The sequence below is a fragment of the Streptomyces sp. NPDC023573 genome, from assembly GCF_055559735.1.
The window spans coordinates 349,105-369,062 of sequence record NZ_JBVHKB010000006.1 but is presented as its reverse complement, the minus strand read 5'-3'; the positions used below and the strand labels follow the sequence as shown (position 1 = coordinate 369,062).

17 protein-coding genes are annotated in these 19,958 nt (G+C 71.5%); 11 read left to right on the top strand and 6 right to left on the bottom strand.

Translation table 11 applies throughout. The features are described 5' to 3' along the window. Positions 1–361: 361 nt before the first annotated feature. Positions 362–3,181, top strand: coding sequence for a PQQ-dependent sugar dehydrogenase (locus ACZ32T_RS21715; protein ID WP_467269477.1), 2,820 nt, complete (start codon positions 362–364; stop codon positions 3,179–3,181). Next, positions 3,178–4,944 (top strand): ThuA domain-containing protein, encoded by a 1,767-nt coding sequence (locus ACZ32T_RS21710; protein WP_467368422.1) that lies wholly within the window; start codon positions 3,178–3,180, stop codon positions 4,942–4,944. The genes ACZ32T_RS21715 and ACZ32T_RS21710 overlap by 4 nt, the downstream gene beginning before the upstream one ends. 159 nt (positions 4,945–5,103) lie before the next feature. On the opposite strand, the gene ACZ32T_RS21705 is transcribed toward ACZ32T_RS21710, so the two are convergent. Next, entirely contained in the window at positions 5,104–6,549 is a 1,446-nt protein-coding gene (locus ACZ32T_RS21705) for a dihydrolipoyl dehydrogenase family protein (RefSeq protein WP_467368420.1), read from the bottom strand. Between the two features lie 115 nt (positions 6,550–6,664). Between ACZ32T_RS21705 and trxA the strand changes: the two genes are divergently transcribed. Then, complete coding sequence (gene trxA, locus ACZ32T_RS21700) at positions 6,665–7,045, top strand: thioredoxin (RefSeq protein WP_356711182.1); 381 nt, start codon at positions 6,665–6,667, stop codon at positions 7,043–7,045. Between the two features lie 76 nt (positions 7,046–7,121). Here the strand turns inward: trxA and ACZ32T_RS21695 are convergent, their stop codons facing one another. Next, the gene (locus tag ACZ32T_RS21695) at positions 7,122–7,472 is read right to left on the bottom strand and encodes a hypothetical protein (RefSeq protein ID WP_467269469.1); all 351 of its coding nucleotides are present in this window, start codon (positions 7,470–7,472) and stop codon (positions 7,122–7,124) included. Between the two features lie 308 nt (positions 7,473–7,780). Between ACZ32T_RS21695 and ACZ32T_RS21690 the strand changes: the two genes are divergently transcribed. Beyond that, positions 7,781–8,248, top strand: a complete 468-nt coding sequence (locus ACZ32T_RS21690; RefSeq protein ID WP_467269467.1) for a type II toxin-antitoxin system PemK/MazF family toxin — start codon at positions 7,781–7,783, stop codon at positions 8,246–8,248. On the opposite strand, the gene ACZ32T_RS21685 is transcribed toward ACZ32T_RS21690, so the two are convergent. Then, positions 8,233–9,069, bottom strand: a complete 837-nt coding sequence (locus ACZ32T_RS21685) for a TIGR02452 family protein (RefSeq protein WP_467269465.1) — start codon at positions 9,067–9,069, stop codon at positions 8,233–8,235. The two genes, ACZ32T_RS21690 and ACZ32T_RS21685, sit on opposite strands and share 16 nt — an antisense overlap. A gap of 147 nt (positions 9,070–9,216) precedes the next feature. Here ACZ32T_RS21685 and egtA point away from each other — a divergent pair, with 147 nt between their 5' ends. Genes egtA through egtD form a run of 4 tightly spaced genes read left to right on the top strand, consistent with a single transcriptional unit; the run spans position 9,217 to position 13,566 of the window. Continuing rightward, positions 9,217–10,515: an ergothioneine biosynthesis glutamate--cysteine ligase EgtA gene (gene egtA / locus ACZ32T_RS21680; RefSeq protein ID WP_467368417.1), complete on the top strand. Its 1,299-nt coding sequence runs from the start codon at positions 9,217–9,219 to the stop codon at positions 10,513–10,515. Then, positions 10,512–11,852, top strand: a complete 1,341-nt coding sequence (gene egtB, locus ACZ32T_RS21675) for an ergothioneine biosynthesis protein EgtB (RefSeq protein ID WP_467368415.1) — start codon at positions 10,512–10,514, stop codon at positions 11,850–11,852. The genes egtA and egtB overlap by 4 nt, the downstream gene beginning before the upstream one ends. Beyond that, positions 11,852–12,607 carry an ergothioneine biosynthesis protein EgtC gene (gene egtC, locus ACZ32T_RS21670; protein WP_467368413.1) on the top strand — a complete coding sequence of 252 codons (756 nt, stop codon included), beginning with the start codon at positions 11,852–11,854 and terminating at the stop codon, positions 12,605–12,607. The genes egtB and egtC overlap by 1 nt, the downstream gene beginning before the upstream one ends. Next, positions 12,604–13,566, top strand: coding sequence for an L-histidine N(alpha)-methyltransferase (gene egtD / locus ACZ32T_RS21665; RefSeq protein WP_467368411.1), 963 nt, complete (start codon positions 12,604–12,606; stop codon positions 13,564–13,566). The genes egtC and egtD overlap by 4 nt, the downstream gene beginning before the upstream one ends. Here the strand turns inward: egtD and ACZ32T_RS21660 are convergent. The 3 genes from ACZ32T_RS21660 to ACZ32T_RS21650 form a co-directional block, all read right to left on the bottom strand. Further along, positions 13,509–14,348, bottom strand: coding sequence for a lysophospholipid acyltransferase family protein (locus tag ACZ32T_RS21660; RefSeq protein ID WP_467269455.1), 840 nt, complete (start codon positions 14,346–14,348; stop codon positions 13,509–13,511). The genes egtD and ACZ32T_RS21660 overlap by 58 nt on opposite strands. Then, complete coding sequence (locus ACZ32T_RS21655; RefSeq protein WP_467368409.1) at positions 14,345–15,178, bottom strand: GNAT family N-acetyltransferase; 834 nt, start codon at positions 15,176–15,178, stop codon at positions 14,345–14,347. Before ACZ32T_RS21655 ends, ACZ32T_RS21660 begins: the two co-directional genes overlap by 4 nt. 194 nt (positions 15,179–15,372) lie before the next feature. Continuing rightward, on the bottom strand, positions 15,373–16,626 hold the full coding sequence (locus tag ACZ32T_RS21650; RefSeq protein WP_467368407.1) for an extracellular solute-binding protein: 1,254 nt from the start codon (positions 16,624–16,626) through the stop codon (positions 15,373–15,375). A gap of 215 nt (positions 16,627–16,841) precedes the next feature. Here ACZ32T_RS21650 and ACZ32T_RS21645 point away from each other — a divergent pair, with 215 nt between their 5' ends. The 3 genes from ACZ32T_RS21645 (at position 16,842) to ACZ32T_RS21635 (ending at position 19,948) form a co-directional block, all read left to right on the top strand. Then, on the top strand, positions 16,842–17,057 hold the full coding sequence (locus tag ACZ32T_RS21645; RefSeq protein WP_403997307.1) for a dodecin: 216 nt from the start codon (positions 16,842–16,844) through the stop codon (positions 17,055–17,057). A gap of 174 nt (positions 17,058–17,231) precedes the next feature. Beyond that, positions 17,232–17,423: a DUF6381 family protein gene (locus tag ACZ32T_RS21640; RefSeq protein ID WP_104782993.1), complete on the top strand. Its 192-nt coding sequence runs from the start codon at positions 17,232–17,234 to the stop codon at positions 17,421–17,423. A gap of 98 nt (positions 17,424–17,521) precedes the next feature. Further along, positions 17,522–19,948 (top strand): excinuclease ABC subunit UvrA, encoded by a 2,427-nt coding sequence (locus tag ACZ32T_RS21635; RefSeq protein ID WP_467368405.1) that lies wholly within the window; start codon positions 17,522–17,524, stop codon positions 19,946–19,948. Positions 19,949–19,958 lie beyond the last annotated feature (10 nt).

Below are 19,958 nucleotides of genomic sequence, written 5' to 3'. Positions count from 1 at the left end.
CGAACAGCAACGGTGCGCGGAGGGGTCGGGAGGCGTAACCTCTCGCCTCGAACTGACGACACCCCCGTCCCGTTCGCGCCCCGCGCGAGACCTCGCGGAAGGCGCGCGCCCCGGTGAATGCCGGGGGTGCGCCCCTCGAACAACCCACGCTTCCACCCGCCGCTTTGTCTCCCTACGGGAAAAAGTTGCGACCTCGTACGTCAAAAAGGTTTCTGACGGGTGGAAAAGCCATTACCTTCCTGACCTGAACCGGACAACAAGGACCGAGTGCCCTCCCCTCCCCCCGGGGGCACCGGGCTCCCCGGCGCGACGGCGCGCGCCTGTGCTCCACCCCGACCCCGTCACCACACGGAGGATTCGCGTGCACAGGAGATTGACCCGGCCTCTCGCGGCGCTCGCCTGCACCTTGCTGGCCGCTTCGGGTGCCCTCACCGCCCAGCAGACCCCGGCTGAAGCAGCCCCGGCGGCCGACGAGTTCCAGCAGGTCACCCTCGCCAAGGGGGTGGCCGAGACCGGTGAGCCGATGACGCTCGCCGTCCTGCCCGACAGGTCCGTCCTGCACACCTCACGGGACGGCACGCTGCGTCTCACCGACGCCGTCGGCACCACCAAGGTCACCGGCAAGCTGGACGTCTACTCGCACGACGAGGAAGGACTCCAGGGCGTCGGCGTCGACCCGGGCTTCACCACCAACCGCTTCATCTACCTCTACTACGCCCCGAAGCTGTCGACTCCCTCCGGAGACGCCCCCGCGAACGGCTCGACGGCCGACTTCACACCGTTCGACGGTGTCAACCGGCTCTCACGGTTCGTCCTCAGGACCGACGGCACGCTGGACACCGCCAGCGAGAAGAAGGTCCTCGACGTCCCCGCCGGCCGCGGCCTGTGCTGCCATGTCGGCGGCGACATCGACTTCGACGCGCAGGGCAACCTTTACCTCTCCACCGGGGACGACACCAACCCCTTCGCCTCCGACGGATACTCCCCCCTCGACGAGCGGTCCGACCGCAACCCCGCCTACGACGCCCAGCGTTCCTCGGGCAACACCAACGACCTGCGCGGCAAGGTACTGCGCATCAAGGTGAACGCGGACGGCGGCTACACCATCCCGTCGGGGAACCTGTTCGCGCCGGGAACCGCGAAGACCAGGCCCGAGATCTACGCCATGGGCTTCCGCAACCCCTTCCGGATGTCCGTCGACAAGGCGACCGGCATCGTGTATCTCGGTGACTACGGCCCCGACGCGGGTACCGCGAGCGCGAGCCGTGGGCCTGCCGGTCAGGTCGAGTTCAACCGGATCACCGAGGCGGGCAACTTCGGCTGGCCCTACTGCACCGGCAAGAACAACGCCTACGTCGACTACAACTTCGCCACCTCGACGTCCGGGGCCGCCTTCTCCTGCTCCGCGCCGAGGAACACCTCGCCGAACAACACCGGACTGACCGAGCTCCCTGCGGCGCAGCCCGCCTGGATCCCGTACGACGGCGGTTCGGTCCCCGACTTCGGCAGCGGTTCCGAGTCACCCATGGGCGGACCGGTCTACCGCTACGACGCGGACTCGACCTCGGCCGTCAGGTTTCCCCAGAGCTTCGACGGTGACTTCTTCGCCGGCGAGTTCGGCCGCAAGTGGATCAAGCGTATCGAACAGGGCCCCGACGGGACCGTTCAGTCGATCAACGCCTTCCCCTGGCAGGGCACCCAGGTCATGGATTCCGCCTTCGGTCCGGACGGCGCGCTGTACGTGCTCGACTACGGCACGGGCTACTTCAACGGGGACGCGAACAGCGCGGTCTACCGCATCGAGTACGTCACCGGAGGGCGGGCACCGCTCGCCGAGGCCACCGCCGACCGTACCTCCGGCACAGCTCCCCTCGCGGTGAAGTTCTCCTCCGCCGGCACCTCCGACCCCGATGGCGACCGGCTCACCTACGCCTGGAAATTCGGTGACGGCTCCACGTCCACTGCGGCGGATCCCTCCCACACCTACACCGCCAACGGCAGCTACACCGCCGAGCTGACGGTCTCCGACGGCACCGGCCGCAGCGCGACGGCGTCGGTGGGTGTCACCGTCGGCAACACCGCGCCCAGCGTCACCCTCGAACTGCCCACCGACGGGGCCATCATCGACGCGGGTGCCGCCGTGCCCTTCAAGGTCACCGTGACGGACCCGGAGGACGGCACGATCGACTGCTCCAAGGTCAAGGTCACCTTCATCATCGGACACGACAGCCACGGCCACCCGCAGACATCCGCCAACGGCTGCTCCGGCACCCTGCAGACCATCGCCGACGGTGAGCACGACCCCAACGCCAACATCTTCGGTGTCTGGGACGCCGAGTACACCGACAAGGGCGCGAACGGGCAGCCCGCTCTGACCACTCACGACGAGAACATCAGCCAGGGCAGCCGGCGCCAGGCCGAACACTTCGGCGACTCCGCCGGTGTCAGTCTCGTCGACAAGACGGCCGCACACGGAGGCAAGGCGGTCGGCCACATCGAGAACGGCGACTGGATATCGTTCAAGCCGTACCTCCTTGCCGACGCGACCGAGCTGAGCGCCCGCGTCGCCTCCGGCGGCGCCGGAGGGACCCTGGAGGTACGAGCAGGCTCGCCCACCGGAACGTTGCTCGGCTCGGCGGCGGTCCCCGTCACCGGGGGTTGGGAATCCTTCCAGAACGTCTCCGCGGATCTCTCCAACCGTCCGGCCGGGACCACGACCCTGCACCTCGTCTTCAAGGGGGGCGGCGGATCCCTCTTCGACATCGACGACTTCGCCTTCACCACCGGCACGGCCACCGCACGGACCGGTCGGATCACGGGCATCGGAGGCAAATGCGTCGACGTCACGGGCGCCTCCAGCGCGGACGGAACTCAGATCCAGCTGTACGGCTGCAACGGGACGGCCGCCCAGAGGTGGACGGTCGGCACGGATGGCACCCTGCGCGCGCTCGGCAAGTGCATGGACATCAGCGGCGGCTCCGCAGCCGACGGGACGAAGATCCAGCTGTACGGCTGCAACAACACCGGAGCCCAGAAGTGGGCTCCGCAGTCCGACGGCACGCTGAGGAATCCGGTGACGGGCAAGTGCCTGGACGCGTCCGGAGCGGCTTCCGCCGATGGCACCAAGCTCCACCTGTGGACCTGCACCTCCGGTACCAACCAGAAGTGGATCCTGCCATGAGCCGACGACACGGACGCCTGGCCGCCTGGGCCGCGGGCGCTCTCCTGAGCACCGCCGCCCTGCCCACCGCGGATTCCACCGCAGTCGGCTCCGAGCCCGGCACACCCGCCCGCACCGCTTCCCCCACAGCGGCCGCGGCCGACCCGGCGTACGACGTGCTCGTGTTCTCCAAGACCGCCGGGTTCCGCCACTCCTCGATCGACGAAGGCGTGGCCGCGTTACGGGAGCTGGGCACCGTCAACAACTTCACCGTCACCGCCACCGAGGACGCGGCTGCCTTCAACTCCGCCGGTCTGGCCGGTTACGAGGCCGTGGTCTTCCTCTCCACCACCGGCGACGTCCTCGACGCCTCCCAGCAGACAGCCTTCGAGGGGTACATCGAGGGCGGCGGCGGCTACGTCGGCATCCACGCGGCGGCCGACACCGAGTACGACTGGTCCTGGTACGGCGGCCTCGCCGGCGCCCTGTTCCGGTCCCACCCGGCGATCCAGCCGGCCACCGTGGAGGTGGAGGACCGCGCTCACGACGCCACAGCTCACCTCGGCCCGACCTGGCAGCGGACCGACGAGTGGTACGACTACCGCACCAACCCGCGCACGACGGCACACGTCCTGGCCTCACTCGACGAATCCACGTACAGCGGCGGTGCCATGGGTGAGGACCACCCGATCGCCTGGTGCAAGGACTACCGGGGCGGTCGGGCGTTCTACACGGGCGGGGGCCACACCGAGGATTCCTACACCGATCCCGCCTTCCGCCGTCACCTGCTCGGCGGCATCCGCTGGGCCGCGCGGCTCACGGAGGCCGACTGCCGTCCCGAGACGGGCTACACGGCCCTTTACGGCACCTCGGGCACCAGCGGGTGGAAGCAGGCCGGTCCGGGGTCCTTCACCGAAGCCGGCTCCACACTCACCTCCCAGGGTGGTCTCGGTCTGCTCTGGTACCAGGCCAAGGAGTACACGTCGTACTCCCTCAAGCTCGACTGGCGGCAGGCCGGCGACGACAACTCCGGCGTCTTCGTGGGCTTCCCGGCCTCCGACGACCCACAGTCGGCCATCGCCAGAGGCTACGAGATCCAGATCGACGCGACGGACACACCGGAGAGGACCACCGGTTCCGTGTACGGCTCCGCATCGGCCGACCTGGCCGCCCGCGACGCGGCGCTCAACCCGCCGGGAGAGTGGAACACCTACGAGATCCGGGTCGAGGGCGAACGTCTGCAACTCTTCCTCAACGGGCGCGGGATCAACGACTTCACCAACACCGACCCCCTCCGCAGCCTGCGGCAGGGCCACATCGGCCTGCAGAACCACGGCGACGGCGATGACGTCTCCTTCCGCAATGTCCGCATCAAGGAACTGGGAGGGACGACCGGTCCCCGGGAGGGCGCCGTCACGGGCATCGGCGACAAGTGCATGGACGTCGCGAACGGCTCGAGCGCCGACGGCACGCAGACCCAGCTGTACCGCTGCAACGGAACGGCCGCCCAGAGGTGGACGGTCGGTACGGACGACACGCTGCGGGCCCTGGGCAAGTGTCTGGATGTCAGCGGTGGCGGATCGGCCGACGGCACGAAGGTCCAGCTCTGGACGTGCAACAACTCCGGCGCCCAGAAGTGGGGCCAGCAGGCCAACGGCACGCTGAGAAACCCTCAGTCGGGCAAGTGTCTCGACGCCTCGGGCAATTCCTCGGCCGACGGCACCAAGCTCCAGCTCTGGACGTGCAACACCGGCGCCAACCAGAGATGGGTCCTGCCCGGCTGAACGACACCTTGACTCCGGTGTCACCGCGGGAGGCGGTGACACCGGGGCCGGCCGCACCACCGGGCCGGTGACGGCGGCGGGGCGTGACGCCGAAGCGCCCTGCCGCCGTTCTCGTCAGGACAAGGCTCGATCGCCGTCTCCGCCCTCCTGCCGCGCCTCCTAGCCCCTGAACGACTCCAGCAGCCGCAGCCACACCTCGCTGATCGTCGGGTAGGCGGGGACCGCGTGCCACAGCCGCTCGATCGGCACCTCGCCGACGACGGCGACGGTCGCCGAGTGCAGGAGTTCTCCGATGCCCGGTCCGACGAAGGTGACGCCGAGCAGGATCTCGCGGTCCAGGTCGACGACCATCCTGGCCCGCCCCTTGTACCCCTGCGCGTACAGGCCGGAACCGGCGACCGAGGCCAGGTCGTAGTCGACGGCGCGGACCCGGTGGCCCGCCTCCTCCGCCTCGGCGAGCGTGAGGCCGACCGACGCCGCCTCCGGGTCCGTGAACACGACCTGGGGCACGGCCGCGTGATCGGCGGTGGCCGCGTGTGCACCCCAGCGGTCCGTCTCCAGCTGAGGTGACTGCCGCGCGCGGGCCGCGATCGCGGCTCCCGCGATGCGGGCCTGGTACTTGCCCTGGTGGGTGAGGAGCGCGCGGTGGTTGACGTCTCCGACGGCGTACAGCCAGTCGCTGCCCTCCACGAGACAGCTGTCGTCGACGGAGAGCCAGGACCCCGGCCGGAGGCCCACGGTGTCGAGGCCGAGGTCATCGGTGCGCGGGGCGCGGCCGGTCGCGAAGAGGATCTCGTCGGTGTCCAGCCGTTCCCCGTTGTCGAGCTCGACGGTGACCGGACCGTCGTGGCCCGCCCTGCGTACCTCCTTCGCGGAGACTCCCGTCAGGATCCGGGCGCCGGCGTCGGTCAGGGCCTCGGCGATCAGTTCGCCCGCGAAGGGCTCCATCTTGGGGAGCAGGCGCTTGCCGCGGATCAGTATGGTCACCTCGGCACCGAGCCCCTGCCAGACGGTGGCCATCTCCACTCCGACCACTCCCCCGCCCACCACGACGAGCCGGCCCGGGACCTCCTTGGCACTGGTCGCCTCGCGGCTGGTCCACGGCCGGACGTCCGCGATGCCGGGGAGAGCGGGGACGACGGCCCGGCTTCCGGTGCACACGGCGACGGCGTGCCGCGCGGTCAGGTGCTGCTCGGACCCGTCGGCGGCCGTGACGGAGACCTGCCGTACCCCCGTCAGCCGTCCCACGCCCCGGTAGATGTCGGCACCGACGCTCTCCAGCCAGGCGACCTGCCCGTCGTCCTTCCAGTGCGAGGCCTCCTCGTCACGGTGGGCGAGGACGGCGTCCACGTCGAGCGGCCCCCGCACCGCGCCGCTCAGCCCGGGAACACGGCGCGCGTCGGCCCGCGCGACGACCGGGCGCAGCAGTGCCTTGCTGGGCATGCACGCCCAGTACGAGCACTCACCTCCGATCAGCTCGGACTCGATCACCGCGGTGCTCAGTCCGGCCGCTCTGGCCCGGTCCGCGACGTTCTCCCCCACCGGGCCGGCCCCGATGACCACGACGTCGTATTCGCTGTTCCTCGCACCCTCATCAACAGTCATGCGAACAGTCTCCTCGTGGGTGTGCGCGGCGGCCACATGGGCAGGCGGAATAGCGCAAGTGACGTCACCGTTGTGCCGGACACGTCCGAACGGTCCCAGGAAGAGGTAACAGAGTATGAGCACCGTAGAGCTCACCAAGGAAAACTTCGATCAGGTCGTGAGCGACAACGAATTCCTGCTGATCGACTTCTGGGCTTCCTGGTGCGGTCCGTGCCGGCAGTTCGCCCCGGTCTACGACTCGGCGTCCGAGCGCCACCCCGACCTGGTCTTCGCCAAGGTCGACACGGAGGCGCAGCAGGAGCTGGCGGCCGCCTTCGAGATCCAGTCCATTCCGACGCTGATGATCGTCCGTGACAACGTGGCGGTCTTCTCACAGCCCGGGGCGCTCCCGGAGTCGGCGCTGGAGGACGTCATCGGCCAGGCGCGCAACCTGGACATGGACGAGGTACGCAAGTCCGTCGAGGAGCAGAAGCAGGCACAGCAGGAGCAGCAGTAGTCCCTGGCGACGTGCGGCAGACGTGATGAAGGCCCGGCCTGGCGGCCGGGCCTTCGTCACGGGTACCGGTGACGGTTCAGCTGTCCGTCCGGGTCTGCTCCGTGCCGCCCTGCCCCGCCCCGGCTTCCTCCGTGCCGGCCTGCTCCGGCTCCGCCGCCTCCGTGCCGAGGATGCGTTCCGCGATCCTGGCCGTGAGCCCGTAGTCCAGTTCCGCGCCGTCCACCAGGAGGGCCTCCACCGTGTGCGAGGCCGGGTCGATGTCCGCCTCCATGCCGCCTCCCGCATATCGCGGATAGCCGGACGCCCCGGTGTCGCCGGTGGCCGCCACGACCGCGGAACGGATGGCGGTGCCGGACGCGGGTGCCCCGGTGACGGGCTCCTCCGGTTCCGGGAACAGCAGGATCTCGTAGCTCTGCGGATGGCTCATGCCGTCGACGCTAGACATCCCCGGCCACCCGCGCATGTCGCAGACCGGCCTCGCGCCCGGTGAGGAGGGTGAAGGGGGCCCGCCACGCCTGCGCGGCGGGCAGCAGCACCATGCCGGTGTGCCAGGCCCGGAGGCTGCGTGCCGCCGCGTGCGGGACGTCTTCCAGACCGCTCGGGCCCGCCGGTGGGCCGGGGCTCCGTAGCGGCTCGTCGGCCGCCCGCGTGCGGGGGTGATCATGGGGTCGAGTCCGCGGCCCGTTTCGCCGACCCCCTCCCCGGACCGGGCCGTACAGGTTCTACGGTGTTGCGATGACGTTCCAGCAGACCAACCACAGCAGCGACAGTACGACCGACTTCCCCGGCCGCAGCGGGCCGGCCGCGACCACGGAGGCCGAGCCACGCGACGCGGGACCCGTCCGCACCTCGTACGCCCCCGATCGCGACGGTGACCCTGATCCCGGCGAGATCGTCTGGACCTGGGTGCCGTTCGAGGAGAACGACGGGCGCGGCAAGGACAGGCCGGTTCTCGTCGTGGCCCGGGAGGAGCGGGGGACGCTTCTCGCCGTGCAGCTGTCCAGCAAGCAGCACGACGGTGACCACGAGTGGGTCTCCCTGGGGGCGGGGCCCTGGGACAGCTCGGGGCGGCCGTCCTGGGCGGATCTGGACCGGGTCCTGCGGGTGCACGAGGACGGGATGCGGCGCGAGGCGTGTGAGCTGGACCGGGGAAGGTACGACCTGGTCGTGGGGCGGCTTCGGGAGCGCTACGGCTGGAGCTGACCGCCGAACGCGCGGGTGAAGGCCGCCCGGACGGCGGAGTCGGGATCGCGGTCCGGGACGCCGAACACGATCTGCTCGAAGTGACCGGCGAACCGCCCGCCGCCGGTGAGCAGGGCACGGAACGCGCCGGCCACCTCGGCCGGGTCGTTCATGAAGACGCCGCAGCCCCACGCGCCGAGGACCAGCCGTCGGTACCCACGGACCGCGGCGACCTCGAGCACACGTTCGGCGCGGCTCGCCAGCGCGGCGGGGATGCGGGGGGCCAGGCCGGGGTCCCTGCTGCGGATCACTCCGGCGTTGGGCGCGGGAGAGGTGAGGAATCCGGCGGAGTACGGGGTTTCCAGGAGCCTTCCCCGGTCGTCGCGGAAGACCGGCACACCGGGTGAGTGGATGACCCTGTCGGTGTAGAAGGCGCTGCGTTCGGCGCGGTGGTGCGCGTAGAAATCAGGGGCCCGCAGCAGCGTCGCGTGGAGCGCGGAGCCGCGGCACAGGGACTCCTCCTGGGCCTGCGCGCCGTTCAGGTAGCCGCCGCCGGGATTGCGGGCGGAGGCGTAGTTCAGCACCACCACCTTGGCCGCCGACTCGTCCGCCATCCGGCGTGCCGCCCGCAGGCTCGTCTCGCCCGTCACCTCGACGACCGGGCTGCGGTCGGTGTCCAGGACGGCCACGTGGACGGGCTCGGGACCGTACAGCCGGGTTCCTGAGAGCGCGGCGGCCAGGGCACGCTCGATCGACACCTCGCGCCCCTCGGGCGTGCGGTACCGGCCGGCCAGGACGATGGACTCGGTCTCTCGCGCGATGCCGCGCAGTCGTGCGCTCATGGGCGCGCCCCCGTGTGGTGCATACGGGGCATGCTGGGCGCCGTGGCGGCATGGACGCAACCGGTTTTCCGTCGCCCAGGGGCACCCTTGTGCGAACTCCCGGTAAGGGTTTGGGTGGGAAGCAAGCACCCGAAGAGGAGGCCCAGCATGCCCCCGGACACTCTCGGCCAGCACGGCCCGCCCCTCGGCGCGGCGCCGCTCGGCGAGGAAGAAGCGGCGGAACTGCTCCGCGGCATATGTTTCAAGACGGGGCCGCCCCGGACGGTCGGTGTGGAGCTGGAATGGCTCATTCACGACCGTGAACATCCCGAGGTCGCCGTGTCCCACGACCGCCTCCGCGCCGCGGCCGACGCCGTACGCGCCACCCCGCTGGACGCCGCGCTGACCTTCGAACCCGGCGGTCAGCTGGAGCTCAGCTCCCAGCCGGCGGGCTCCCTGATGGCCTGTGTCGACGCCACGGCCGCCGATCTCGTCTCCGTACGCGACACCCTCGGCCGGGCGGGGCTGTCCCTGGCCGGCATGGGTGTGGACCCGTGGCATCCGCCGCGCCGTCTGCTGCGGGAGCCACGTTACGACGCCATGGAAGCCGCGCTGGACCGGTCGGGCTCCGACGGCCGCGCGATGATGTGCACCTCGGCATCCGTGCAGGTCTGTCTGGACGCCGGTGAGGAGGAGCCGGGCCCACTGGGTTACGGACGGCGCTGGCAGCTCGGGAACCTGCTGGGCGCGGTCCTGGTGGCCGCGTTCGCCAATTCGCCGTTCCGGCAGGGCCGGCGCACCGGCTGGCAGTCGACCCGGCAGGCGCTGTGGGCCGGCCTCGATCCGGCCAGGGCGCTCGCGCCGCAGAGCCGTCTCGCGCCCCGGGAGGCGTGGGCCGAGCATGTGCTCGCCACACCGGTGATGTGTGTCCGGAGCGATGACGGGCCCTGGGCCGTACCGCAGGGACTGACGTTCCGTGACTGGATCCGCGGCGGTGGGCCGAGGCCGCCGGTGCGGGCTGATCTCGACTATCACCTCACCACACTGTTCCCGCCGGTGCGCCCGCGCGGACACCTGGAACTGCGCATGATCGACGCCCAGTCCGGCACCGATGGCTGGCTCGTGCCCCTGGCCGTCACCACCGCTCTCTTCGACGACCCGGAGGCAGCCGAGACCGTGTACCGCACCGTGAAGCCCCTGGCCGAGACCGCGGGCCTGCCGGCCGCGCCCCGCAACCCTCTCTGGACCGCCGCCGCCCGCGACGGGCTGAGGGATCCGGAGCTGGCGGTGGCGGCCGCGGCCTGCTTCACGGCGGCACTGGAGGCGCTGCCCAGGATCGGGGCGAGTGACCACGTCCTCGGGACGGTCGCCGCCTTCCATGACCGCTATGTGGCCCGGGGCCGATGTCCGGCCGACGATTTTCCCGACCCGTCACAGGCGCCGCACGGAAAGGACTTGGTCCGATGACTGACACCTCTGCTCCGCACACCGGCCAGGAGTTCGACGCGGAGGTGCTGCGCGAGCGTGCCCTGGCGGCGCTCCTCACCGCCCGCGAGCGCACCGCTCTCCTCACCGACAGCGTCGACGACCACGAGCTCACCGCGCAGCACTCCCCCCTGATGTCGCCGCTGGTCTGGGACCTGGCGCACATCGGGAACCAGGAGGAGCTGTGGCTGCTTCGGGCCGTCGGCGGCCGTGAGGCGATGCGCCCCGAGATCGACGGACTGTACGACGCCTTCGAGCACTCCAGGGCCAGCCGGCCCTCCCTGCCGCTGCTGGCACCGGCGGAGGCACGGACGTACGCCGCGGACGTACGGGGCAGGGCCCTGGACATCCTCGGCGGCGCTCCGCTGGACGGCGGGGGACGCCCGCTGGAGCAGGCGGGCTTCGCCTTCGGCATGGTCGCCCAGCACGAACAGCAGCACGACGAGACGATGCTGATCACCCATCAGCTCCGCTCGGGACCTGCGGTACTCGACGCGCCCGGTCCTCCGGAGCCCACCGGTGCCGTCGCGCTGCCGTCCGAGGTCCTGGTCCCCGGTGGCCCCTTCACCATGGGGACCTCCACCGAGCCCTGGGCGCTGGACAACGAACGCCCGGCGCACCGGCGCGAGGTGGCCGCGTTCCACATCGACACCGCGCCGGTCACCTGCGGTGCGTACGAGCGCTTCATCGAGGACGGCGGCTACACCGACGCGCGCTGGTGGGCCCCCGAGGGCTGGGCGATGGTCCGCGAACACGATCTCGGCGCACCGCTCTTCTGGCAGCGGGACGCGGGCCGGTGGCTGCGCCGGCGCTTCGGTGTGACCGAGCTCGTACGGGCGGACGAGCCGGTGCTCCACGTCAGCTGGTACGAGGCGGACGCGTACGCCCGCTGGGCGGGCCGTCGCCTGCCGACCGAGCCGGAGTGGGAGAAGGCCGCCCGCCACGACCCCGTCTCGGGGCGTTCGCTGCGCTATCCCTGGGGCGACGAGGACCCGACCCCCGAGCGGGCCAATCTGGGCCAGCGCCATCTGCGGCCCGCCGCAGCCGGCGCCTACGCGGCCGGCCGGTCCCCGTCGGGCGCGGGCCAGCTGATCGGGGACGTGTGGGAGTGGACGTCGAGCGACTTCCTGCCCTATCCCGGCTTCGTCGCGTTCCCGTACCGCGAGTACTCGGAGGTGTTCTTCGGCCCCGGGCACAAGGTGCTGCGCGGCGGCTCGTTCGCCGTGGACCCGGTGGCGTGCCGGGGCACGTTCCGTAATTGGGACCTCCCCGTCCGGCGCCAGATCTTCTCCGGCTTCCGCACTGCGAGGGATGCCTGATGTGCCGTCATATCGCCTACTTGGGGCCTGCTGTGCCGCTGGGGGAAGTGCTCGACTCCCCCGTTCACGGGCTCGTGCGCCAGTCCTGGGAGCCGCGCCGTCAGCGGTACGGCACGGTCAACGCCGACGGGTTCGGGGTCGGCTGGTACGCGGAGGGGGACCCCGCGCCCGGCCGCTACCGCCGTACCGGGCCCGTCTGGGGTGACGAGACCTTCGCCGATCTGGCCCGCGTGGTGCGCAGCACGGCGCTGCTCGCCGCGGTCCGTGACGCGACGTTCGCCGGGGCGGACGGGGAGGCCGCCGCGGCTCCCTTCGCCGAGGGACGCCTGCTGTTCAGCCACAACGGTGCGGTACGGGGCTGGCCCGGCTCCCTGGCACCGCTGGCCGCGGGTCTGCCCCCCGAGCGGCTGCTCTCCCTGGCGGCGCGGAGCGACTCGGCGCTGATCTGGGCCCTGGTGCTGCACCGGGTGGCGCAGGGGGACGAGATAGCCCAGGCGGTCGCCGACACGGTCCGCGATGTCGGCGCGGCCGCCCCCGGTTCACGCCTCAATCTGCTGCTCACCGACGGTTCCGTCATCGTGGCGACCACCTGGGGCGACTCCCTCTGGTATCTCCACGAACCGGGCCGCCGCACGGTGGTGGCCTCCGAACCGTACGACGACGATCCGTACTGGCGCGAGGTCCCGGACCGCACCCTGCTGGCCGCGACGCGCACCGATGTCCTTCTCACCCCGCTCAAGGAGCCCACCGCGTGAGTCCCTTCCTGCTGACCCGCACCCTGCCCGCGGACGCGACGGACGCGGCGCTGCGCGCCGATGTGCTGAGCGGTCTGACGCGGCAGCCGAAGACGCTGCCGCCCAAGTGGTTCTACGACGCGCGCGGCAGCGACCTGTTCGAGGAGATCACCCGGCTGGACGAGTACTACCCGACGCGTGCGGAGCGGGAGATCCTGATCGCCCGCGCCGGGGAGATCGCCGCGGCGTCCGGGGCGCGGACCCTGATCGAGCTGGGGTCCGGCTCGTCGGAGAAGACGCGGCACCTGCTGGACGCGCTGCCGGCACTGCACACGTACGTGCCGGTCGATGTCAGCGAGAGCGCTCTCGCGGGGGCGGCCGAGGCGCTGCTGGCCGAACGGCCCGGGCTGTCCGTGCACGCGCTCGTCGCCGACTTCACGCACGACCTGGAGCTGCCGGAGAGCCCCGGCCCCCGGCTGGTCGTGTTCCTCGGCGGGACGCTCGGCAATCTGCTCCCGGAGGAGCGCGCGGAGTTCCTCAGCTCCGTACGGGCGCGGCTCGCTCCCGGGGACGGGCTGCTGCTCGGCACGGACCTGGTGAAGGACGAGGCGACCCTCGTCGCGGCGTACGACGACGCGGCCGGGGTGACGGCCGCGTTCAACAAGAACGTGCTGGCCGTGGTGAACCGTGAGCTGGAGGCGGACTTCCCGCCTGACGACTTCACCCATGTGGCCCTCTGGGACCCGGACCACGAGTGGATCGAGATGCGGCTGCGCGCCCGCCGGGCGCTGACGGTCAAGATCCGGGAGCTTGATCTCGTGGTGCAGTTCGAGGAGGGCGAGGAACTGCGCACGGAGATCTCGGCGAAGTTCCGTGAGGAGAAGGTGCGGGACGAGCTGGCCGCGGCGGGCCTGCGGCTGGATCAGTGGTGGACGGACACCGCGGGCAGGTTCGCGCTGTCGCTGGCCACGGCGGACTGAGCCGCCCGCGCCAGTGCCCGCCGGCCGGTTTCGCCGTCCGCGCGGAGCGGCGGCAGGATCCGGATCTCGGCGGTGAGCCCCGCGGCCGTCACCACACGCCACAGCGATGCGGCGAGCGGGTCGTCCCCGACGAACGCGGCGGCTCCCGCCGTGTCCGTCTTCGCCGTCCGGTAACTGATGCGGACCGGGCGGACGGCGGAGCCTGCGTCGATCGCGGCCTGGAAGGCGGCGGGCCGGAAACGGCCGCCGCCGCTCCGGCCGCACCAGGTGCTGCCCTGCGGGAACACCGCGACCCGTGAGCCGGAGGCCAGCGCCCCGGCGACGGCCCGCACGGCGTGCGGGAGGGCCCGCAGCCGGTCCCGCTCGATGAACAGGGTGCCGCCGAGCGCGGCGAGCGGTCCGAGCAGCGGCCAGTGCCGTATCTCGCTCTTGGCGACCATCCGGGCGGGGAACGCGGCGGCCACGAGCGGGATGTCCAGCCACGAGACGTGATTGGCGACCACGAGCTCGCCCGCCGGTGGCCGGGCCCCGCCCACCGGGTGGCCGGTGATCCGTACGCGGACGCCGAAGGACCGCACCACCGCGTGGGCCCACCGGCGGGTCAGCCGGTCACGGTACGACGGCCCCAGGAGCAGCACCGCGGGCACGCAGAGCACTCCCAGCAGGGTGAGGGCGCACCCGGCGAGCAACAGGGCGACGGCGCGCGGTGGCGGGCGCCTGGCGCCCTCGTGGTGCGCGCAGTCGCGCGGGGTGCAGGGCGCGACGGGCAGCCAGGCGCTCATCGCAGCGGGGCCAGCGAGAGGAAGTGCCGCAGGTAGCGCGGGTCGGTGCGACGCATCGAAAGCAGGACGTAGAGGTCCGCGACTCCGAAGTCCGGGTCGTGGGCCGGGGCTCCGCAGACCCAGGCGCCGAGGCGCAGGTAGCCGCGCAGCAGCGGAGGCAGTCCGGAACGGCCGCCCGCGCCCCCGCCGGGGTGGCCCGTGGTGTCCCAGAGGCGGTGAGGGGTGACCCAGTACTCCTCGGGAGCCAGGTGGTGGGCCCGTACGGTGTCCCAGCTCCTGGCGGCCAGTGCCCCTCCGTCGGCGAGGGGCACGGAGCAGCAGCCGGCCAGCCAGGTGTAGCCGGTGCGCTCCATGTAGCGGGCGAGGCCGGCCCAGATGAGGGCGATGACGGCACCGTCCCGGTGGGCCGGGTGGACGCAGGACCTCCCCACCTCGACGAGGTCGTCGCGGATCGGGCAGAGGCGCGCGAGGTCGAACTCGCCCTCCGCGTAGAGGCCGCCCGCGAGCCGGGCCCCCTCGGGCGGCAGCAGCCGGTAGGTGGCGACGACCTCTCCGGTGGTCACCTCGCGCACGAGCAGATGGTCGCAATGGGCGTCGAAGGCGTCGCTGTCCAGGCCGGGTTCGGCGCTGTCGAGCCTGGCGCCCAGCTCTCCGGCGAACACGAGGTGGCGCAGGCGCTGAGCGGCCCGTACGTCCTCCGCTCCGGTGGCCAGGGAGACGCGGTACGCCGAGGGAGCACCGGCGGCGGCCGGGCGCGGTGCGGGTACGCCGACGGGGGCGACGGAGGTGAGGGGCGAGGAGGCGGGGGAGGTGAGCGGCAGCACGGTCATGGCGGTCTCCGGGGACGGATCGGCGGGGCGGACTGCGGCTGTCGCGGGAGTGCGACGGCCCGGCTCCCTACTTCTTCCGTGACCGGCTGGATTCGACGTGACCGCTGCGAAGCGAGGGGATGTGCGACGGCTGAATCCCCGGCTCGCGGCCGGGCCGCCGTCCTCCTGGGCGGCCCGGTCCCTCGTGGTACCCGTCAGCCGGTGATCAGCTTGGAGGTGATGCTCTCGGACGCCTTCTTCGCCTCTTCCGCCGGGTCGCCGCCCTCCAGCACGGCCGTCATGTACGGCTTGATGGGGTTGTCCGCCTCGACGGCCGGCCAGTACGGCGAATTGGGGGTGGCGCGGCCCTCGGTGGCGCCCTCCGCCATCGCGGAGGTCCCTTCCTGGCCTTCGACGACCCTCGCCAGGGCGGGCTTGTTCGGCACGTAGCTCATGGCCCGGGCGAGTTCCGTCTGCCACTGCTCCCCCGCGAGGGCCTTGACGACCTCGATGCCCTCGCTGCGCTGGTCGGCGTCTTCGGGCACGATCAGGTCGGAGCCTCCGGTGAAGACGGCGCCCGGCTTCTTCGCGCTCTTCCCGGGGATGGGGAAGTAGCCCAGCTTGCCCTTGAGTTCGGGGTTCCGCTGCTCGATGAGTGCGGCGCTCCCGGGCACGGAGATGATCTGGGCGACGTCGCCCTCGGCGAACACATCGGTCTCCGGAGGCGTCTGCTCGTCGGCGTCCTTGGGGCCGTCGCCGAGCGCCTGAAGCGTCTTGTAGAAGTCCATGCCCCGCAGGGCGGCGGGTGAGTCGAGGGTGCCCTCCCAGTCGCCGCCGCGGTCGTCCGCCAGTTCGCCGCCCTCGTCCCAGATGAAGCCGGCGAGTACGTACCAGTTCTGTCCGGCGAGGTAGATGCCCTGCTTGCCGTCCGTGTTCAGCCGCTCGGTGGTCTCCACCCACTCCTCGCGGGTCCTGGGGAGTTCGGTGATTCCCGCCTGCTCGAAAAGGTCCTTGTTGTAGATCACGACGCGATTGGCCGCGTACCAGGGGATTCCGTACTGCCCGCCGTTGACCTTGCCCGGTTCCGCGAGTCCCGGCAGCCAGTCCTCGCCGCCCAGGTCGCGCATCGACTCCAGGGTGAGATCGCGCAGTTCGCCGCTCTCCGCGTACTGGGCGACCTGCGTGTTGCCGACCTCGATGACGTCCGGTGCGTCGTCACCCTTGAGCGCCTTCAGGACTTTGGGGCCGATGCCGCCCCACTCCTGGAGGACGAACTCCAGTTCGACCGAGGGATGCTCGGCCTCGTACGACTCCTTGAAGCTGTCCAGGAAGCCCTGGGAGGCGCTGCCCTTCATCAGCCACACCGTGACGGTGCTGCTGTCGGCGCCCGCACCGGGAAGGTAGCCGCAACCGCTCAGGGTGACGGTGGAAACGAGCGCGACGGCTCCGGCCAGTATGCGGATCTTCACGGGGGTCACCTTCTGCGAAACGGCACGACGAATGACAGGACCCGGATGGGGGGACTGCGGGCGGCGCTCGCACGGGCGTATGGACCGGAGTTTGGTATGGACCAATGGGCAGGTCAAGCCCCGCCCCGTCGTGGATCACAGGGCGGGCGCCTCGCGCGATGCCTCGCGCTCGGACCCGGAGTGAGGCACCGTGGAACCACGAAAGGAGACATTAGATGACTAATCACACCTACCGGGTCACCGAGATCGTAGGAACCTCCGAGGAGGGTCTCGACGCGGCGATCAGGAACGGCGTCGCAAGAGCCTCCGAAACGTTGCACAATCTCGACTGGTTCGAGATGACGCAGGTCCGCGGCCATATCGAGGACGGCCGCATCGCCCACTACCAGGTGGGGCTCAAGGTCGGTTTCCGTCTCGACGAGAACGCCTGACCCGGTACGGCGGACCGGGCACGGACGGCCGTGAACCCGGCACGACAGGCCGGCCGCCGGCCGGTATTGCCGCGCCTGCCGCGGTGTCCGGCGGAGCGTGCCGCTCGAGATGCAGGGGGGGCCGGGCGCTGCTTCCCTGGTGATGTCCGCTCCCCCACAGATCCAGGAGTGATCATGAGCGTTGCAGGTGAGTCCGGCGGCCGTGCCAAGCAGCTGCGTGCCAAGGCCCAGGAACTGAACGAGGCCGCGGAACGCGCCACCGACCCGGAGCAGCGGCAGCGGCTCCAGGACAAGGCCCGCCGCCTGCGGGAGCAGAGCGAGCAGGAGAGCTCCATGACGGACCGTGGCATGGACCCCATGGTGTAGAGCGGACACCCCGCGCTGCCGGTGGTCCGTCCGCGTGCGGGAGGATCACCGGCAGAAGCATGTCCGCCCCGCCGATCCCCCACGGAGCCGCACCACCGATGTCCACCCCCCATGATCCGTACGTCCGGGTACGCGGCGCGCGTGAACACAACCTCCGTGACGTGGATGTCGACATCCCGCGCGATACCCTCGTGGTCTTCACCGGTGTCTCGGGCTCGGGGAAGTCGTCCCTGGCGTTCGGGACGGTCTACGCGGAGGCCCAGCGCCGGTACTTCGAGTCCGTCGCCCCGTACGCCCGCCGGCTGATCCACCAGGTCGGGGCGCCCGACGTCGGTGAGATCACCGGTCTGCCGCCCGCCGTGTCCCTGGAACAACGCCGGTCCGCGCCCGGGTCACGTTCCTCGGTGGGCACGGTCACCACGCTCTCCAACTCCCTGCGCATGCTCTTCTCACGCGCCGGTGACTATCCGCCCGGTGCCGAACGGCTCGACTCGGACTCCTTCTCCCCCAACACTGCGGCCGGGGCGTGCCCCGAGTGCCACGGCCTGGGGCGTGTCCACCGCACCACGGAGGATCTGCTCGTCCCGGATACCGCGTTGTCGATCCGCGACGGAGCGATCGCGGCCTGGCCGGGGGCCTGGCAGGGCAAGAACCTGCGTGATGTGCTGGACGCCCTGGGCTACGACGTCGATCGCCCGTGGCGTGAGCTGGACCCCGCTGACCGCGAGTGGATCCTGTTCACCGACGAGCAGCCGGTGGTGACGGTCCATCCGGTCCGCGAAGCGGGCCGCATCCAGCGTCCGTACCAAGGCACGTACATGAGCGCGCGCCGCTATGTGATGCACACGTTCGCGGATTCCAGGAGCCGGACGTTGCGGGCCAAGGCGGAGCGCTTCCTGACGAGCGCGCCGTGTCCGGTGTGCGGGGGCGGCCGGCTGCGGCCGGAGGCCATGGCGGTCACGTTCGCCGGCCGCTCGATCGCCGACCTCGTCGCGCTCCCCCTGACCGCCCTCACCGAGGTGCTGCTCGAGGCGGGCGGCGCGAGTGACACGGCACGGGTGCTGACGGCCGATCTGCTGGCCGGGATCGGACCGGTCACCGAACTGGGGCTCGGCTATCTCAGCCTCGACCGTACGGCCCCGACCCTGTCGTCGGGCGAACTGCAGCGGCTGAGGCTGGCCACCCAGCTGCGCTCAGGGCTCTTCGGAGTCGTCTATGTGCTGGACGAGCCGTCGGCGGGCCTCCACCCGGCCGACACGGAGTCCCTGCTCGGCGTGCTCGGCAGGCTCAAGGAGGCGGGCAACTCGGTGTTCGTGGTGGAGCACCAGATGGACGTGGTGCGGCAGGCCGACTGGCTGGTGGACGTGGGCCCGCTGGCGGGTGAGCACGGGGGCCGGGTCCTGCACAGCGGACCTCCGGCGGACCTCGCGGGGGTGACCGGGTCGGCGACCCGGCGGTTCCTCTTCGACGAGGACCCGGCGCCGGAGCGCGAACCACGGACGCCCTCGGGGTGGATCACGCTGCGCGGGGTCGACCTGCACAACGTGCGCGGCGTCGACGCCGCGTTCCCGCTGGGTGTGCTGACGGCGGTCACCGGGGTGTCGGGGTCGGGCAAGTCGACCCTCGTCGGTCAGGTCCTGGCCGGGGCGCTGTCCGACCGGCGGCCGGCGGAGGCCTCGGAGGATCCTGCGGCGCCGCAGGCACGGGGCTGGGCGTCGGCGGAGGGCCTGGAGGCGGTGGACCGGCTCGTGCAGGTGGACCAACGGCCCATCGGCCGTACGCCGCGGTCCAACCTGGCCACGTACACCGGGCTGTTCGACGTCGTGCGGAAGCTGTTCACGGAGACGGAGACCGCGCGGGACCGGAAGTACCGGGCGGGCAGGTTCTCGTTCAACGTGGCGGGCGGGCGGTGCGAGACCTGCCAGGGCGAGGGATTCGTCTCGGTCGAGCTGCTCTTCCTGCCCAGTACGTACGCTCCCTGCCCGGACTGTCACGGCGCGCGCTACAACCCGCGGACGCTGGAGGTGACGCTGCGTGGGCTCACGATCGCCGAGGTGCTGGACCTGACGGTGGAAGCGGCGGCGGAGTTCCTCGCCGGGACTCCGGCGGCCGGGCGCAGCCTGCGGGCTCTGCTCGACGTGGGGCTCGGCTATCTGCGGCTGGGGCAGCCCGCGACGGAGCTGTCGGGCGGTGAGGCGCAGCGGATCAAGCTCGCCACGGAGCTCCAGCGTGCCCGGCGGGGTCACACGCTCTATCTGCTGGACGAGCCGACGACAGGGCTGCATCCGGCCGATGTGGAGGTGCTGATGCGGCAGTTGCACGGGCTGGTGGACGCGGGGAACACCGTGGTGGTCGTGGAGCACGACATGGCGGTGGTGGCCGGTGCGGACCGGGTGGTCGATCTGGGGCCCGGCGGCGGGGACCGGGGCGGCCGGATCGTCGCCACCGGGACGCCGCGGGAGGTCGCCCGGGCGGCGGGGAGCCGTACGGCCGCCTACCTCGCGAAGGCACTGCGGACGGACTGACTCCCCGCGG

Coding starts and splice junctions, on each gene's coding strand:
- ACZ32T_RS21710 (WP_467368422.1), top strand. CDS start 3,178: ATGAGCCGACGACACGGACGCCTGGCCGCCTGGGCCGCGGGCGCTCTC.
- ACZ32T_RS21645 (WP_403997307.1), top strand. CDS start 16,842: ATGACTAATCACACCTACCGGGTCACCGAGATCGTAGGAACCTCCGAG.
- ACZ32T_RS21705 (WP_467368420.1), bottom strand. CDS start 6,549: ATGACTGTTGATGAGGGTGCGAGGAACAGCGAATACGACGTCGTGGTC.
- ACZ32T_RS21690 (WP_467269467.1), top strand. CDS start 7,781: ATGACGTTCCAGCAGACCAACCACAGCAGCGACAGTACGACCGACTTC.
- egtB (WP_467368415.1), top strand. CDS start 10,512: ATGACTGACACCTCTGCTCCGCACACCGGCCAGGAGTTCGACGCGGAG.
- ACZ32T_RS21685 (WP_467269465.1), bottom strand. CDS start 9,069: ATGAGCGCACGACTGCGCGGCATCGCGCGAGAGACCGAGTCCATCGTC.
- egtC (WP_467368413.1), top strand. CDS start 11,852: ATGTGCCGTCATATCGCCTACTTGGGGCCTGCTGTGCCGCTGGGGGAA.
- ACZ32T_RS21695 (WP_467269469.1), bottom strand. CDS start 7,472: ATGAGCCATCCGCAGAGCTACGAGATCCTGCTGTTCCCGGAACCGGAG.
- ACZ32T_RS21635 (WP_467368405.1), top strand. CDS start 17,522: ATGTCCACCCCCCATGATCCGTACGTCCGGGTACGCGGCGCGCGTGAA.
- egtA (WP_467368417.1), top strand. CDS start 9,217: ATGCCCCCGGACACTCTCGGCCAGCACGGCCCGCCCCTCGGCGCGGCG.
- ACZ32T_RS21660 (WP_467269455.1), bottom strand. CDS start 14,348: ATGAGCGCCTGGCTGCCCGTCGCGCCCTGCACCCCGCGCGACTGCGCG.
- ACZ32T_RS21655 (WP_467368409.1), bottom strand. CDS start 15,178: ATGACCGTGCTGCCGCTCACCTCCCCCGCCTCCTCGCCCCTCACCTCC.
- trxA (WP_356711182.1), top strand. CDS start 6,665: ATGAGCACCGTAGAGCTCACCAAGGAAAACTTCGATCAGGTCGTGAGC.
- ACZ32T_RS21640 (WP_104782993.1), top strand. CDS start 17,232: ATGAGCGTTGCAGGTGAGTCCGGCGGCCGTGCCAAGCAGCTGCGTGCC.